The following is a 16,826-nucleotide window of genomic DNA, read 5'->3' on the forward strand; positions in this document are numbered from 1 at the left end:
GGTTCTCGGCCCCCAAGCCTGACGGAATCGGACATTCCACCACGAAGCGCCGCCCGTGTCGCCGTATGCCTGCAAGCCTGAACAGCGGCGGGCCGACGTCTTACAGGGGCGGCGAAAGACCGCTCCGACCGGCCCGCCGCAGAGCCACTCGGAGATGACATGGTGGACAGCGAGTCGGCAGGCAGGAAATCGGGGCAGGGATCATCGACCAGCCTTCAACCGGATGTCCCGCCGCCGGTGCCGGTGGGCCCTGACGGGCTGACCAGCCTGGTGTTGAGGACGTCCGCCCGCAACGCGTCGATCACAACGCGAGGCGGAAGCGGCGGCGGAGTGAGCTACACAGGCTACGACCGCGGAATGGCGCTCCTCCTCTCGGCAGCGTCCGCGTGGGCCTACTCGGAGACCGAGCAAACGCTGTGCCAGATGCTGAAGACGAGTTTCGGCATCAGCGACGCCGAATGCACCGCATTCGACGTGAAGAACGGGGCGCTCCTCGTCGATACACAGGCGTTCCTCGTGCAGGGCACGCTGCCCGATCGGGAGGGTGGGAGTGCCGGGAGGCCGCTCAGCATCCTCATCTTCCGCGGGACGGAGTTCGGGGGCGTATCGCTCACCGATATCTACACAGATATCGTCACCGAGACCGTCCCGTACCCGGACACGGTCGGCTCCATGGTCCACGCCGGCTTCCTCCGCGGCTTCAAGTACGCATGGCCGGAAATCGTCGGCCATCTCGGGGGACGCGGCAAATCCAAGAACGAGATCGGTGAGCTGTACATCACCGGGCACAGCCTGGGTGGCGCGCTGGCCGTATTCGCGGCGTGCGAACTCTTCGACAACGGACTGAAGCAGCTCACCAAGGATCTGAGGGAAGAACTGCAGCACGCTTTCCGCGGTCTCTACACCTTCGGCCAGCCCATGGTCGGGGACCAGGCCTTCGCGGATCACTTCCAGGAAATTTTCGGCGCGATGACGTTCCGGCACGTGTATCAGTACGATCTCGTGCCGCGCTTCCCGCCCCGCACGGCGGGCTCCTTCAGGCACTTCGGCAGGGAAATGTTCGGCACCCGGAACAGCGCCTGGGAAGAGCGGAAATTCACGGCCCGGCAAGTGCTCGCAGCGACCGTGGCGTTCCCCATCGGCATCCTCGCCTTCGTGCTCCGACAGCTGCCGGCGGGACGCAAGCTCTCCCTGCCCGTCTCGCTGGACGACCACATTCCGCAGAACTATGTGGACTGCTCGAAGCTGGAGAATGCGGCGACGACATTCCCCTGAACCCGCCCCTCGGACTTGATCCGATCCAGCCAGGAGCATGCCGTTCGGGCAGGTCGGCGCGCATGCAAATGCCGACGGCCCGAACCCCCGCACAGTGGGTTCGGGCCGCCGTCGCCGGCGCGCGGGACAGGCGCGCGCCGGGGTTTGCCGGGTCGCTTACAGGGCGAGGCCGGTCAGGACGAGGACGCGCTCGTACGTGTAGTCGTCCATCGCGTAGCGCACGCCCTCGCGGCCGACGCCGGACTGCTTGGCGCCGCCGTACGGCATCTGGTCGGCGCGGTAGGACGGCACGTCGCCGACCACGACGCCGCCGACCTCCAGGGCGCGGTGGGCGCGGAAGGCGGTCTGCAGGTCGTGCGTGAACACGCCTGCCTGGAGGCCGTACTTGGAGTCGTTGACCGCCGCGAAGGCCTCGGTCTCCCCGTCGACCTTCTTGACCGTGAGGACCGGGCCGAAGACCTCTTCGCAGGAGATCGTGACGTCGGCCGGCACGTCGGCGAGGACGGTCGGCGCGTACGTGGCGCCGTCGCGCTTGCCGCCCGCGAGGAGCGAGGCGCCGGCGTCGACGGCCTCGGTCACCCACGCCTCGACGCGCTTGGCCGCGTCCTCGCTGACCAGCGGGCCCACGTCGGTGGCGTCGTCGGCCGGGTCGCCGGTGACCTGCGCCTCGACGGCGGCGACGATCTTGGGGAGCAGCCGGTCGTACACGGCGGCGTCGGCGATGACGCGCTGCACCGAGATGCAGGACTGGCCGCCCTGGTAGTTGGAGAAGGTGGCGATGCGGCCCGCGGCCCAGTCCAGGTCGGCCTCGGAGGCGTAGTCGGCGAGGACCACGGCCGCGCCGTTGCCGCCGAGCTCCAGCGTGCAGTGCTTGCGCGGGACGCTGTCCATGATCGCGTAGCCGACCGGGCCGGAACCGGTGAAGGAGATGACCGGGAGGCGCTCGTCCTGGACGAGGGCGGGCATCCGGTCGTTCGGGACGGTGAGGACCGACCACGAACCGGCCGGGAGGTCCGTCTCCGCGAGCAGCTCGCCCAGGATCAGGGAGGAGATCGGGGTCGCGGGCGCCGGCTTGAGGATGATCGGGGCGCCGACCGCGATGGCCGGGGCGACCTTGTGGGCGCTCAGGTTCAGCGGGAAGTTGAACGGCGCGATACCGAGGACGACGCCCTTGGGGATGCGGCGGGTCAGGGCGAGACGGCCGGTGCCGCCCGCGTCGGTGTCGAGGCGCTGGGCGTCACCGCTGTTCCAGCGGCGGGCCTCCTCGGCGGCGAACCGGAACACGGAGACCGCGCGGCCCACCTCGCCGCGGGCCCACTTGATCGGCTTGCCGTTCTCGGCGGAGATCAGCAGGGCGATCTCCTCGGTGCGCTCGGTGAGGCGGTCGGCGACGTGGTTCAGGGCCTTGGCCCGTACGTGCGCCGGGGTCGCGGCGAACTCCTCGCGCACGGCGTGCGCGGCGGCGACGGCCTCCTCGACCTGGGCCTCGGTCGGCACGGCGACGGTGCCGACGAGACGGCCGTCGTAGGAGTTGTGGACGTCGAAGGTCGCGTCCCCGGTGGCCTGGCGGCCGGCGAGCCAGAAGGCGTGGGTGGCGGTCATGTGTGTCTACCGGCCTCTCCGTGTACGTGGGCTTGTTCCTTGCCCCACGTTAGGCGGGGCGGGGGCGCGGACGTTTTGGCCGGGGTGGAGTGATCGGGGCCGACCGGTGCGCCGGTTTGGCCTAGGCGTCGCGCGGTTCCCCGCGCCTCCATCGGGAGATGCCGCACGAAGTGCGCATCTCAGGGGCGCGGGGAACCGCGCGAGAAGCCACGACGAACCCCGTACCCGGCAACCCACCAGCAAGCCCCGACGGCGCGAAGCCCTGGATCACGTCCCGGTCGCCTTCAGCGCCAGCCACAACTCCATCCGCACATCCGGATCGTCCAGCGACCGGCCCAGGATCTCCTCGACCCGGCGCATCCGGTACCGCAACGTATGCCGATGCACCCCCAGATCCGCGGCGGCGGCGTCCCACTGCCCGTGCCGCGACAGCCACGCCCGCAGCGAGGCGACCAGGTCCCCCCGCCCCGTCGCGTCGTGATCGCGCAGCGCCCGCAGCAACCCGTCCGCGAACGCCCGCACCGCGTCGTCGCCGAGCAGCGGCAGCACCGACCCGGCCACGACGTCCTCGTGCTCGACGAGGATCCGTCCGCGCCGGCGTGCGACGGACAGGGCCTGCTCGGCCTGCTTGAAGGCGGTCGCGGCGGCGATCGGCCCGGCCGGTGCCGAGAACCCGACGACGAGCTCGTCCCCGGCGGACCCGCTCGCCCGGGTCGCCTCCAGCGCCTCGGCGTACTGCACGCAGGCCTCCGCGGCCGCGCCCCCGTCGACCGTGAGCAGCACCAGCCGCTCCCCGTCCGGGACGACCAGGACGGCCTCGCCGGCCCGGGCGGCGGCGGACTCGACGACGTCCGCGAGGACGGACATCGGGTCGGCGTCCGGGCCGCCGCCGGTCACCGCCTCCGCGAGGAGCGAGGCCGTGCCGGGCCCGGCCGCGACGCCCGCCGCGGCCACGACGCCGGTCGGCGGCGGCGCCACGGCCTCCGCGACGACCATCCGGAACGGCGCGTCCAGGAGCGCCCCGTACAGGTCGCCGGCGACGGCCCGCGCATGGTCGGGCTCCCCCGCGAGCAGCATCCGCAGCACGGCCGCGCCGATCCGCTGCTCGGCGGCGTACAGCGCGCGCGACCGCTCGGTGGTCAGCGTCAGGAGGGCGATCGCGGAGTGCAGCGCGTACCGCTCGGCCGTGCCGAGCGCCGTCGCCGTCCCCACGGCGAGCGCGGCGCGGGCCCGTCGCCCGGTGCCGATGGAATGCAGTTCGACCCGGTCGTCGGCGCCGCCCGCCACCACGGCGCTGGCGGGCGCGGGCCGCTCCCGCAGCCGCTCGACATCGGGGGTCAGCCGGGCGGCCCGGCGGCCCGCCCAGTCCGGGGCGGTGGCGACGACGGCGCCGGACGCGTCGTAGAGCGCGGCCCATCCGTCGACCTGCGCGGCGAGCACCGCGAGCAGCCCCTCGGGCCCTTCGTTCAGGGCCTGCTTGGTCAGCTCGCGCTGCGCGGCGAACCCGGAGGTGACGGCGCGGTACTGGTCGGCGGCGATGGCCGCGGAGACCGCCTTGCTGATGGCGATGAAGGGCGTGCGGGGAGGCACCGCGAGGAGCGGGAGTCCCTCGTCCCTGGCGGCCTTCACGAGCGCTTCGGGTACGTCGTCGTAGTTGACGCCGACGGCGAAGCCGAGCCCGACCACGCCCGCGCCGGCCAGCCGCTTCACGTACCGCCGCATCGCCTCGGGGTCGTCGGCGTCCAGCTTGAGGGCGGTGATCAGCAGGAGCTCGCCGCCCTCCATGTAGGGGACGGGGTCGGCGAGCTCGCTCACGTGGGCCCAGCGGACCGGGGTGTCCAGATGGTCCTCGCCCGCGCGCACGGCGAGTTTGAGTGCCGAGTGGTGGACGAGGGAGGCGAGCGTGGGCGGCATGGGGCCTTCAGGTGAGCTGGAGGTACGCGTGGGGCGGGCACAGGAGATGTGAAGCTTTTGGCCGGTCCGTATGAACGACCAGTGCCGATTCTGCCTCACCGTACGTACCCCGGAAGGCCGCCCCCACGATTCCCGGTGCGCCGTCAGCCCCGCAGCTGCACCAGCAGCGGGGGCGCGTGCTCCCCGCGCACGGTGGTGAGGGAGAGGACGGCGTGGCCGGGCGGGACGGCGTGGGCGAGGTCGGAGGCGGACCAGCGTTCGCGTTCGACCTGGCGGACGGTGACCGCGCGGGCGGTCGGCGCCCGCCCGGTGATCACCCGGCGTACGGCGTGCAGCGCCTTGCCGGCCGGGGTCTCGGCGATGATCTGCCGGTCGGTGACGTCACGGGCCTCGGTCCACTCCTTGCCCCACACCTCGGCGAAGTCCTGCCCGTCCCACGGGGTGAGCCCGGACAGGGCCATCCGGCAGCCGACGGAGCCGAGCAGCGGTCCGCGCAGCGGGCGCGGCAGGTCGTCGAGGGTGCGCAGGGTCAGTACGGTTCCGGCGTTCGCGGAGCGCAGTCGCTGGATGCCGCGGACGGCATGCGGCGTGACGACCCCGGTGGCGTCGTCGAACACCAGGCACGCGAACAGCGAGCGGTCCTCGCGCACGGCCACGCTCGTCATGAACTGCGCGAGCACGAGCCGCGCCAGGATCCGGGAGGCGTCCGCGTGTCCCCGCTCGGGGAGGTCGATCCGTACCCGCACGGGATGGTCGAGGGCGCGCAGCGAGAACGGCCGGGTGGCGCCCGAGGTGTCGAAGAACGAGGCGAACGCGGGCCGGTCGAGCAGCGCGATCCGGTCGGCGAGCACCGCTCCGACATCGCCCGGATGGCCCAGCTGCCGTTCGCGGGCGTCGAGTTCGCGCAGCATCGCGTCGTGCCCCGCCTCGGTGAGCGCCTTGCGCAGCGCGTCGAGCGCCGCGGGCACCCCGTCGAGCAGCTGCCGCAGCTCGGGCACGGAGGGGAAGCGCCGGTGGACGGTGAAGTAGGGGCCGAGGAGCTGGGCGAGGACGGTGGTGGAGCGCCGGCTGTCGCCGCCCGGGTGCGGATCGGCGAGGTCGCCGACGAGCGCCTCGGCGAGCACCGCGGCGGCCTCGTCCGGGTCCTTGCTGCCGCCGTACAGATCGAGGTCGTAGACGGAGTCGGGCTGTCCGACGCGGACGACGACGTCGTAGGCGTCCTGCGCGCCGAGCCCGGCGCCGGCCGCGCCGACGACGACCACCGCGGCCCGTCCGGCGAGCGCGCCCAGGCACAGCGACTCCGCGAGCGGCCACACGAGGCTGCCGGTCTTGCCCGCGCCGGGCGGGCCGACGGCGAGCAGGGACGTGCCGAGCAGGTCGGGGCCGAGGGCGAGGCCGACGCCCCGGTACGCGTACGGGTTGCGGGTGTCGTCGGCGGCCGTGCCGATCCTGACCTGCGCGGTGGCGAGGTCGTGGCGGGCGGCGCGGGCGGGCAGGTCGCGGGCGCCGGAGGGGTGCGGGCAGGCGGCGGCGCCGTCCCGGACGACGGCGGCGGTGAACGCGGCGAGGGTGTGCCGGCCGCGCTTGACGCCCTGCCAGGCGCGGACGATGCGGGCGTGGTCGACGTCGCGCATCAGCCCGGCGCGGGCGTCGGCCCCGAGCCGCTCGGCGGCGTCGACGGCCCCGGCCTCGCGCAGCTGGGGCCACTGGGCGGGGTCCCGCTCGGGCGCGGGCGGGCGCTCGGGCTGCGTGGGGACGGCCGTGCGCCAGGCGGGGTAGCCGAAGCGGCGCCAGACCTCGCCCCACCGGCCGAGCCGGCCGACGGCGATCATGATTCCGACGGCGAAGATCCCGTAGTAGAGGTAGGAGACGACGACCGAGGCGAACGAGTGCGGGGACGCCCAGGACTCCGGGACCATCGCGTACAGCGGCAGCAGCCACCAGCCGCCCAGGTAGCCGTTCCACAGCAGCGACCAGACGAGCCAGCCCACCAGGAACGCGATGACCGCGCCGCTGAGCAGCTGCCGGGTCGGGGTGCGCTCGGGTTCCTGCTCGGCCCGCGGCCGGTGCCCGAACCGCCATACGCCGGGCGCGGCGGCGGGCCGCGGTGTGCGCAGCCAGGTCAGGAACGTGGTGCCCGCGGAGACGCTCTGCTCGCCCGGTGCGTGGGCGGGACGCGGTGGCGGCACCGCCCCGCCGGAGGGAATGCTGCGCTCCCCGGCGGAACCGCCCGTGCCCTGCATGCCCTCGCTGCTCATGGCCTTGCCCCCTGACCTGCCGGTCCGTCGTTCTCAGCGCGTCGATCCGGGCTCAATCTAGTGCCCGGACCAAGGGAGTTCACCGCTTACGCGCCTCGTCGCCCTCTCCGTGGCGTCGTACCCATGTGTCCACGACGGACAACACGGCCGGGCGACCCCACCCGGATGGAGCATGACCGCCCGCGGATCCCGGCCCTAACCTGCGAGGAAACCCCCCGAACCAACCCGGCGAAACCGGGACCGAAGAACCAGGAGCCCCGCATGAGCGACATCCCGCAGGAGCGCCGCGTCGTCACCGCCATCCCCGGCCCGAAGTCGCAGGAGCTGCAGGAACGCCGCCTCGCCGCGGTCGCGGCCGGCGTGGGCTCCACGCTGCCCGTGTTCACCGCCCGGGTGGACCGCGGCATCATCGAGGACGTCGACGGCAACCGCCTGATCGACTTCGGCTCCGGCATCGCCGTCACCTCGGTCGGCGCCTCCGCCGAGGCCGTGGTGCGCCGTGCGAGCGCCCAGCTCCAGGACTTCACCCACACCTGTTTCATGGTCACGCCGTACGAGGGCTACGTCGCCGTCGCCGAGGCGCTGGCCGAGCTGACGCCGGGTGACCACGCCAAGAAGTCGGCCCTGTTCAACTCGGGCGCCGAGGCCGTCGAGAACGCCGTCAAGATCGCGCGCGCCTACACCAAGCGCCAGGCGGTCGTCGTCTTCGACCACGGCTACCACGGCCGCACGAATCTGACGATGGCGCTGACGGCCAAGAACATGCCGTACAAGCACGGCTTCGGCCCGTTCGCGCCCGAGGTCTACCGCGTCCCGGTGGCGTACGGCTACCGCTGGCCGACCGGCGCCGAGAACGCCGGCCCGGAGGCCGCCGCCCAGGCCATCGACCAGATCACCAAGCAGGTCGGCGCGGACAACGTCGCCGCGATCATCATCGAGCCGGTGCTCGGCGAGGGCGGCTTCATCGAGCCGGCCAAGGGCTTCCTGCCGGAGATCGTGAAGTTCGCCAACGACAACGGCATCGTCTTCGTCGCGGACGAGATCCAGTCCGGCTTCTGCCGCACCGGCCAGTGGTTCGCCTGCGAGGACGAGGGCATCGTCCCCGACCTGATCACCACCGCCAAGGGCATCGCGGGCGGTCTGCCGCTCGCCGCCGTGACCGGCCGCGCCGAGATCATGGACGCCGCGCACGCGGGCGGCCTCGGCGGCACCTACGGCGGCAACCCGGTGGCCTGCGCCGGTGCGCTCGGTGCCATCGAGACGATGAAGGAGCTCGACCTCAACGCGAAGGCGAAGGAGATCGAGTCGACGATGAAGGCCCGCCTGACGGCGATGCAGGAGAAGTTCTCCGTCATCGGCGACGTGCGCGGCCGCGGCGCGATGATCGCCGTCGAGCTGGTCAAGGACCCGGCCACCAAGGAGCCGAACCCGGAGGCCACCGCCGCCCTCGCCAAGGCCTGCCACGCCGAGGGCCTCCTCGTCCTGACCTGCGGCACCTACGGCAACGTCCTGCGCTTCCTGCCCCCGCTGGTGATCGGCCAGGACCTGCTGAACGAGGGTCTCGACATCATCGAGAACGCCTTCGCGGCACTCTGACCACGGACCGCCGATCGACACCCGTTGGACCGGTAATCATTCCGTGACCTGCGGTGACGGTCGGGCCGTGTGAAGAAGGTGTGGGGGGCCGATGGCATGTTGCCGAAGCGACTGTCGCACCCCCACCCCCTGACGTACGGTTTCTGCAGATGAGAGAAACACCCCGCCCACAGGGGACTGTGGGCGACACCGGGTCGGAGCCTCCCCAGCCCCGCCCTGGTCGTGCCCTCGCGCACACACCCGGAGCTTCCGGCTCCGGAACTCCTCACCGATCGGACGGTCGCCCGCCCCAAACCCCCCGGGGCGTGCGGCACGCCGGTCAGTTCGGCCGGCTCGGAACCACCCCCCCTGTTCCGGGCCGGCCGACCACTTTTCTCACCCTTCTCGCGACGCTCGTCTTCACGGCGCTCACCTGGCAGGTGGCGTCCGACGGCCCGCTCCTCGCCCCCGACGAACGCCTCGGGAACGCGATCCGCACCAGCGCGATCCCCGCCGCCCCGGCCGAATTCTTCGCGGACCTCGGCAACCTCCAGGTGGCCCTGCCCGTCCTCGCGGCGGCCCTCGCGTACGTCACCTGGCGCACCCGCCACTGGCTCCCCGCACTCACCGCGATCCTCACCATGGCCCTGGTCCCGGCCCTGGTCGGCCCCCTCCAATCGGCGCTGTCCCGCCCGGGTCCGCCGCCCATGTCCCCGGAGACGGGCTTCTACCCGTCGGGGCACGCGGCGACGGCGGCGGTGGGGTACGGGCTGTGCGCACTGCTGCTGCACCAGGTGTTCCGCAGACGTGAAGCGGCCTACGGCTGCGTCGTACTGAACGCGGCCGTAGGCCTGGGGCTGGTGCGGCAGGGGTACCACTGGCCGGTGGACGTGATCGGCAGCTGGTGCCTCTCGGCGATGCTGCTCTTGTCGTTTCCGCTTCTGCTCCGTCCCGTACGTGGACGATGACAGGGACGTGCCGACCGGCGGGCCACCCGCATACGGCGCGGACGGACCGGTGGCAGACCGGCGGCCTCCGACCGTAAGGCGTACAAGCACCGCAACATCATCGAGCGGTGCCTCGGCCATCTGCCTGGCCGGACTCCACGTCGCGGGCATCTCCCTCTGGTCCGCATCGGCAGCGGCGGATCCACATCATTCGTGACGGATCCGCACGCCTGATTTTTCGGCGAGCCATTCGAGCGCGGCGATGGGCACCGGCCAGTCGACGGCATCCAGCACGACCGTCAGGGAGATTGCGTCACGTGGGACGATGCGCTGAATCGTCCAGAACCCGCTCTCTCCAGTCACCCAGTGGAACCAGTCCCCCTTCTCCCAACCCGCACTCTTCTCCATCTGCGCCTTCCCCGCGTCCGACGCGCGCCGCCATTCGTCGAGCCAGCGGTCGCGCTGCTCCTTCGTGAGTGGCGAGGAGAACTGCTCCGACAGCCATGCGGGCGCTTCGCACTCCGCGCCGTCCTCGCAGCGAAGAGCAGGGAGCAACGCCTCGGAGAATTTCTCGATGCCGCGTGCGGCACCCTCGACGCGCAATTCGGTGAGCAAGCTGCTTGCCTTTCTGGAGTTACATATTTTGCGGCGGGGCACCCCATGTATGGAGATGCCCCGCCGCGCATTCTTTGTATCGACTTCTCTACTACTTCGGCCCGTATTCTCGGCCGGAACCCTGGATCATACTATCGAAGAAAGCGCTCATGTGCTCGGGGCGCAGCATGTACTGATCCGCAGCCTTCGTCGTGTCAACCTTGAGAGGCATTCCCGGATTATCCTTGGCCATCGACTCCGGTACCGCGTTGGCGCGGAGCCATTCAAGGAACTGGGCGTCGACCTCGAAAGCCTTCACCTTGCTGTCCGAGAATCCCTGCGATATCCGCTTCTCCAAGAAATTATCGGCGCGAGCCTTTACGCCGAAATTCAGGAATACCGGCTTCTTCGCGTTCTTGAGTGTGACGAAACCGCCGCCGAGGATCTTGACCCTCTGATTCTTCGCCCCTTCCACACGGTAGACAGTCACCTCTCCACGCTTGGCCCATGAGCGTGCGCCCGCCACCATGCCGACGAGGGGACCGAGCGTCTGGGCCGTCTTGTTGTACGAATTGCGAATCGAGCAATGCGTCTCAGATTCTCCGTCGTAGCAGGGCAGGTCAGGAATTTCTGTGTCGGCGGGGGCAGAAACCTCCTCACAACTACTTGCCACGGCGTAAACGCACACGCCGTTCACCTCATGGACGTACTTCTGCGGACGTCCTTCCTTACGTTTCGGTGCCGGGTTGGGACCCTTCTTGAACGTGATGTGCCCCGCGGAGGAATTCCCCTTGGTGCGTACCGTGATCGTCAGAACGCCGGTACTTCCGTCGTCCGCCGTGATGGTCGTGCTGTACGTCTGGGTCGAGTTGTAGACCCAGCCGTTGCGGCTCGGTGACATCCAACTCACATAGGAGCCGCCGTGCCCGTCGGAGCATCCCCTCTCGCAGTCCGTGATCGGGCGCAGGCCGCTCGGGTCGGACTCGGTAACGGGTGTGTTGTTGGCGTAGGCGTACCCGTTGAGCGACTCGTGATCGTCAGGCGCGAGCACCTGGTCGACCGAAAGGAAGCGTCCCGTGACCGGGTCGTACTCCCGGGCCCCGACGTGGGTGAGCCCGGTCTCAGTATCCGCGGTCTTGCCGAGGAAGCCCTTGTCGTCGGGCCAGGCGGACGGTGCCGTGCCGCGTGATTCACCGAAGGGCTTGGTGTAGCGGCGGGTGACAGCCTGAGTGCTGGCGTTCACCGTCATGGACGCGGTGCCGTGGTGGTCGTCGACCATCCAGTAAAGGCCCTGCTCGGTGCGGAGTGCCGTGGCGTCCCCAGCCGCGTAGTAGCGCTGGGCGGTGAACTTCTTGGAGTTCTTGTCGTAGTGGAGTTCCTGGCCGTCCAGGTAGAGGACGGACTCGACCGGACCGCGACGGATCAGGAGATCGCCGTCGGCGTCGTACAGGTAGTCGGTGGTCTTGCCGCCCTCGGTGAGCTGGGCGAGTGCTCCTTCAATGTCCCAGACAAGGCTCTGCGCGGTGCCGGTGGGGCCGTAGCGCTTGGTGGTGTTGCCCTGCTCGTCGTAGGAATACGTCTTGGCGGTGCCGCCGTTGACCGTGACCGAGGTCATCGTGTGGGGCTGCCCGGTGCCAGTGGAGTTGACTGCCGGATAGCCGTAGGCGGTCGTGGTGACACCAGCGGACTTGTGCTCGGTCTGGGTGTCGCGCAGGCCTCCCGTCTTGTAGGTCCAGCTGGTCCAGTACGGTGCCGGGCCGCCGAGAGCACTCGCCGAGCGGGTGGTGGCGCAGTCGTTGGATGAGGGGGTCCAGGCCTCGGTCAGACGGCGGTGGCCGTCGTAGGCGAAGCACTGGGTGTCCTTGCCGTTGGCCTTGTCCGTGACCGACTTGACGTTGCCGGTGACGTCGTAGGCGTAGTCGACGTCGCTGGTGTGTCCGGTGTTCGTCTGGTCGACCGTGTGCGTGTTGACCAGACGGCGGGTGCCGTCCTCGTACTGGTTGAGGATCTGGAACTGCTTGGCATCGGTGGACGTGCCCAGGCGGGTCTCCTCGACCTCTCCGTAGGGGGAGTAGCCGATGTTCTGGACGTAGTCGGTCATACCGTCGGTGCCGGTGAGTAGGCCGAGGTCGTTGTAGCTGTTGGTGACCGTCTCAGCGGCCAGCCCGGCCACAGCTGGAACCGAGGTGGACTGGACGGTCCCGTCCAGGTTGTAGGTAGTGGACGTGGTGTAGGTCTGCGGCGCGCCGGCGGTGACCAGGGGGTCGGTCGCAGCGATGACAACCTTGGTGCCCTTGGAACGTCCGAGTGCGTCGTAGCCGGTGACGACCTGGGAATAGATCTTGCCCGTCGTGCCGCCGACATAGCGGATCGCCGCGGTCGGCTCTCCCTTGGCCAGTGTGTCGTAGGTGAACTTGGTCAGCTGGTGGGCGCTGTCCTGGATGCCGTCCCAGGTACCCGACTTGCGGCCCAACTCGTCATAGGCCGTGATCAGCGTGCGGGAGGCACCGTTGAGAGTGGTGGTCGCCGTCAGTGGCTGGTCCACGTCGTTGTACGTGGTGTCCACGCTCGCCTTGTCGGGATCCGCGGAATGGGTCTTACGACCCCGCAGGTCGTACCCGTAGGCCCAGACAGATCCGTCCGGGCCGGTCATCTTCTTGACCTGTCCGCCGGGCGTGTACTCGTACAGGGTGCGGGTGTAGTCGCTGCCCGTCGGTGCCGGTCCTGCGTACTCGCGGCGCTCGGTGAGACGGCCGCGGGCGTCGAGGATCGTGAGGGTGCCGGTGCCTCCGGCGGCCGCGGTGACGGCGGTACGGTCTCCCTGCTCGTCCGTCTTGGTACGCCACTTCTCCTGTCCGTAGCCCCGGAAGATCGAGTCGGTGGCGCGACCGACGGCGTCGAAGACCGTCTCGGTGGAGGCGGGCACGGAGCCGGGGTAGGTGTTGGCCAGGCCTCCCGAGGGCGCGCTGTTGTCGTGAATCTGGTCGTTGGTGAGGTAGGCGAGGCCACGGCTGTCGTAGAGGGTCTCCGAGATCACGCGGCCCCCGCCGGGCGCCGGGACCTGCTTCTGGCGGGAACGCAGGAGGCTGTCGAAGATCTCGTAGGAGCTGTTGTAGGTCTTGCCGTCGGCCTTGAGGGCGCCGGTGCGGACCCAGGTCTCCTTGTCGTTGTTGATGCTGTAGCCGTAGACGATGCTGGCCGCGTCGCCGAGTGAGCGGGAGCGGTCGGGTTTCCAGACGGATAGCAACCGGCCGAGTGCGTCGAAGGACTCCTCGGTGACGTTGCTGTTGGCGTCGGTGACCTTGGTGGCTGTACCCCAGGCCGGGTCGACCTCGGTGGTGGAGGTGAAGAGCTTGGGGTCGGTGGTCGTCTCGGATGTGAGCGGACCGTATCCGCTGTCGTCCGGCACGTAGGCAGTCCGGGTCGTACGGCCCAGTGCGTCGGTTTCGCTCTCCGGCCGCCCCAGATCGTCATAGGTGGCGCCCGATACCTGCTGGTAGACGGGCTTGCCGTCGGTGCCGTAGCTGGAAACGCGGGAGGAGGCGGTGATCTCGCCCTTGGTGGGTGCCGTCCCGACCGCCTGATTGTCGTAGGCCGTGGTCGTGTCGGAGATGGTGTCGTCCGGGACCTTCGGGGTGGCGTCGCACGTGGTTGCGTAGGTCTCCGCCCGTGAGACCGCGTTCACGATCGAGGACGCGGCACTGCGGGCGTACGACGTGCGCGTGCAGGTCTCGTCGCCGTTCTTGGCTGCATCACCGCCGTCCTCCACGGTCATCGGCAGCCCGTACGTGGTGTCGTACGTGTTCTTCTGCTTGACCGTGCGCGTGCCGGTAGAGGTCTTGGTGCGGGTGGCGGTCTCACCCGGCTGGACGATCCAGGAGTCGGTGGTGCCCCAACTGTAGGTATGGCTTCCGGTCTTGTGGGACCAAGGAGTGTTGATCGTGCCCTTGTTCTCCTCGGCGCCGTTGTATGCGATCGTCTCGCGGACGAAGCCGGCGTACTGGCGGGAGTCGTCGATGGAGGTGCCGGTGGAGTCGGTGACCTTCGCAACGCGCGGGCTGCCGTCGAGTTCCTTCTCGCCGTCGAGACCGCGCATGTAGAGCGTCGTCTGCTTGCTGCGGGTGTCCTCAGAACTCCCCGCGCTCTGCGTCACCTTGGCGTAGCCGCGCCACTGGGACCAGGTGCGGTTGGCGGGTTTGGTCAGGCCGTCGTCGTCGGCGTAGCCCCAACCGGCGTCCTCGTAGGTGTAGTACGTCTCAAGGGCGTCGTTGTGGCCGTAGAGGTCGTCCTGGAGGACGGAGGAGACGACGTACTTGTGGAACCAGTCGAGGACCGGCTCCGCCCCGGACTGCGACCATTTGACGGGGAAGCAGCGTCGGGTGTTCTTGTCGACTGCCGAGGGCATGCTGGAGCCCCAGATGCAGTCAGGATCGGAGTAGTTGACGGTGAGGGTCGAGCCGGTCTCCGACTTGATGGTGCGTACGCGCCACTTGATGTAGCGCAGGGTGTCAGGGCCGCTGCCTTCCACGTGGTTGGCCATCTGGACCCCGCCGAAGATGACGGGTGGCATGGCGGCTGTGCTCGTGTTGGCCTTGCCGGTGTTCTGGATGGACTTCAGCCACAGGCTCGGTGAGGAGGCATCGCCGGTGTTGGGGAAATCCTGCTCCAGGTGCCACGTGTCCACACTGCGCCGTGTGGTGCCGGTGCCGGTCCACACGGAGGTGGTGATGTCGGTGAGGCGCTTACGGGTGAAGAAGGCCGGGCCGATCTGGGTGGTGCACTTGGTTCCGGAGGCGCAGATCATGTCGAAGGGCACGTCGGGCCAGTTGGCCTTGGTGTCCTTGGTGAGGCTGTCGCAGCCGCCGGAGGTGACGCAGCGCTCGGCGTACGTGAACGAGACCTGCTGGGCGGCGGGCTTGGCGTAGATCATGCCGCTGCGCAGGCCGTAGTCGATATGGTTGAGGTAGCCGCCGCGGGTGTAGGCGGTGCCGTTGACGCTGGTGTCGGCATTCTTGGAGTAGTAGTTCGTCTCCTTGCCGTACCAGTAGGTGGAGGCGTTGCCGTGCGGGTCGACGACGTAATCCAGGTTCCAGCGCCATGCCTGAGTGCACAGAGTGTCGGCGAAGCCGCCGGACTTGTAGCAGGGCTCTCCGGCGTCGTCGCCGGCGACCGGGACTGTCCACACGGAGTTGGTGACCGGGTCGTCGTCGGCGGTGTCGGTCGTGCCCTTGTCGCTCCACCCGGGCATGCGGCTCTTACCGAAGAAGTACTGGATGCCGGAGGCGTCCGTGACCTTCCAGTACTCGGTGTTGTTGTCGCCGTTGTCGGTGGCACCGGTCAGGTGCTCGACTCGCGTGCCGTCCTCGTTCTTCAGTTTCCAGGCGCCGCCGGCGGCCTCGGAGTTGGCGGCGGTGTCGCATGCCGCTTTGTCCGCACAGGCGTTGACGAGCTCGACCGCTTTGCCGTTGAGCACGAGGGTGGCGTTCGCGTACTTCCAGCACAGGTCACCCTTGCCGGCCTGCCCGTCGCTCTTGCAGGAGGCGTATTTGCGCTCGATGTAGGACTCCGTCATGGAGAACCCTTCACCGACGACCGAGGTCTGGTTGTTTTCTCCCGCGGTACGGCCGTCCACTGAACCGGAGCTGTAGGAGATCGACAGGTTCGGCGCCGGGCCGGCGGTCGCCGGTGGCACGCGCAGCGGGTAACTCCAGTTGAAGTCACCGGTGCTGCCACCGGCCTCCCACGTCGCGCTCGGCGACAGCGAGGTGGCGCTGTAGTCCCCGCCGCCGGAGGAGTCGGCCGCCGCGGCGAGCACGACCGCGGTACCCGCGGACAGCGTTCGGGCGGAGAGGGCGCCGGTCAGAGTCTGGGTCTTCGCGTCATTGTCCGCGCCCGTCACCGGTGTTTGTGTACGGCAGGACCTCTTGTCCGGCGTGGTCAGCGCACACGCGGGCAGGGTGACGAGGCGAAGGCGAGGGCCGAAGTTGCCACCGTAGGCATCGCCGAACGAAGAGTAGTCCAGAGAGACGCGGAGGCCGTCGGTGTCGGTGGCGTCTTCTCCCTCGCCGGCCGGAGCGACGGTCATCAGGACACCGTTGACGCCCGCCCTCTTCGCCGCTACCTGGGCCCGCACGTCGAGGGTGAACTTCTCGGCAGGGCCGGTTGCCTTGGCCCTGCTCTTCGGCACCTTCGTCTTCTGGGACCGGGACACCGCAGGCGGCTCCTGGGCGAGCTTCACCCCGAGCCCGCCGACGGTGGTCTTGGCCTCACCGGTCGTCCCCACCTCGGTGGTGACCTTGCCCGGCTCGGGCCACGTGGCCTGCTTCAGCCGCTCACGGGTCTCCCGCGAGGCGGGAGCGGCCTTGTCCTTCGGGGCCTTGGACGTGCCCGCCTTGAATCCGCCCACCTTGTCGATCTTCGCGTCGGGCCGGTCCTCCAGATTCTTGCTCGCTGTCGTGGACTGGGCCTGGGCTACAAAGTCGTAGCCCGACGGGACCGTGACCTGTGGGAGGAGGGCCAGGGAGGCGACAAGTGCTCCGCGAGTGAGCCAATGGCGGAGGACCGCCCTTGGCACACGTCTGGGGACGGGTGCTCTAGACATGCTGGTGTCCTGGTTCTGGAAATGGGTGGGAAGCGCACGGCAACTGATGCCGCGGCGCCG

The 16,826-nt window shown here is 69.7% G+C and carries 8 protein-coding genes; 3 read left to right on the forward strand and 5 right to left on the reverse strand.

The features are described from left to right. Window positions 1-159: 159 nt before the first annotated feature. On the forward strand, window positions 160-1,275 hold the full coding sequence (locus ACQUQD_RS11570) for a lipase family protein (protein WP_428951969.1): 1,116 nt from the start codon (window positions 160-162) through the stop codon (window positions 1,273-1,275). A gap of 156 nt (window positions 1,276-1,431) precedes the next feature. On the opposite strand, the gene ACQUQD_RS11575 is transcribed toward ACQUQD_RS11570, so the two are convergent. From ACQUQD_RS11575 to ACQUQD_RS11585, 3 genes are all read right to left on the reverse strand, one after another. After that, entirely contained in the window at window positions 1,432-2,877 is a 1,446-nt protein-coding gene (locus ACQUQD_RS11575) for an aldehyde dehydrogenase family protein (RefSeq protein WP_428951970.1), read from the reverse strand. A gap of 267 nt (window positions 2,878-3,144) precedes the next feature. Continuing rightward, window positions 3,145-4,791 carry a PucR family transcriptional regulator gene (locus ACQUQD_RS11580; protein WP_428951971.1) on the reverse strand — a complete coding sequence of 549 codons (1,647 nt, stop codon included), beginning with the start codon at window positions 4,789-4,791 and terminating at the stop codon, window positions 3,145-3,147. A 143-nt stretch (window positions 4,792-4,934) separates the two neighbouring features. Further along, the gene (locus tag ACQUQD_RS11585; protein WP_428951972.1) at window positions 4,935-7,049 is read right to left on the reverse strand and encodes an ATP-binding protein; all 2,115 of its coding nucleotides are present in this window, start codon (window positions 7,047-7,049) and stop codon (window positions 4,935-4,937) included. Window positions 7,050-7,310: 261 nt separating this feature from the next. On the opposite strand from ACQUQD_RS11585, the gene gabT reads away from it, so the two are divergent. Together gabT and ACQUQD_RS11595 are read left to right on the forward strand one after the other, a co-directional pair. Continuing rightward, a complete protein-coding gene (gene gabT / locus ACQUQD_RS11590) occupies window positions 7,311-8,645 on the forward strand; it encodes a 4-aminobutyrate--2-oxoglutarate transaminase (RefSeq protein WP_428951973.1) in 1,335 nt (444 codons plus the stop codon). A gap of 305 nt (window positions 8,646-8,950) precedes the next feature. Next, entirely contained in the window at window positions 8,951-9,592 is a 642-nt protein-coding gene (locus ACQUQD_RS11595; RefSeq protein ID WP_428951974.1) for a phosphatase PAP2 family protein, read from the forward strand. Window positions 9,593-9,778: 186 nt separating this feature from the next. On the opposite strand, the gene ACQUQD_RS11600 is transcribed toward ACQUQD_RS11595, so the two are convergent. Then, on the reverse strand, window positions 9,779-10,186 hold the full coding sequence (locus ACQUQD_RS11600) for a hypothetical protein (RefSeq protein WP_428951975.1): 408 nt from the start codon (window positions 10,184-10,186) through the stop codon (window positions 9,779-9,781). Between the two features lie 91 nt (window positions 10,187-10,277). Then, the gene (locus ACQUQD_RS11605) at window positions 10,278-16,766 is read right to left on the reverse strand and encodes an RHS repeat domain-containing protein (RefSeq protein WP_428951976.1); all 6,489 of its coding nucleotides are present in this window, start codon (window positions 16,764-16,766) and stop codon (window positions 10,278-10,280) included. Window positions 16,767-16,826 lie beyond the last annotated feature (60 nt).

Origin of the sequence: Streptomyces sp. cg35 (genome assembly GCF_050410835.1) — a bacterium.
Taxonomy (GTDB): domain Bacteria; phylum Actinomycetota; class Actinomycetes; order Streptomycetales; family Streptomycetaceae; genus Streptomyces.

Bases quoted from the DNA above. Each gene is read 5' to 3' on its own strand.
- ACQUQD_RS11570 (WP_428951969.1), top strand. From the start codon at position 160: ATGGTGGACAGCGAGTCGGCAGGCAGGAAATCGGGGCAGGGATCATCG.
- ACQUQD_RS11575 (WP_428951970.1), bottom strand. From the start codon at position 2,877: ATGACCGCCACCCACGCCTTCTGGCTCGCCGGCCGCCAGGCCACCGGG.
- ACQUQD_RS11580 (WP_428951971.1), bottom strand. From the start codon at position 4,791: ATGCCGCCCACGCTCGCCTCCCTCGTCCACCACTCGGCACTCAAACTC.
- ACQUQD_RS11585 (WP_428951972.1), bottom strand. From the start codon at position 7,049: ATGAGCAGCGAGGGCATGCAGGGCACGGGCGGTTCCGCCGGGGAGCGC.
- gabT (WP_428951973.1), top strand. From the start codon at position 7,311: ATGAGCGACATCCCGCAGGAGCGCCGCGTCGTCACCGCCATCCCCGGC.
- ACQUQD_RS11605 (WP_428951976.1), bottom strand. From the start codon at position 16,766: ATGTCTAGAGCACCCGTCCCCAGACGTGTGCCAAGGGCGGTCCTCCGC.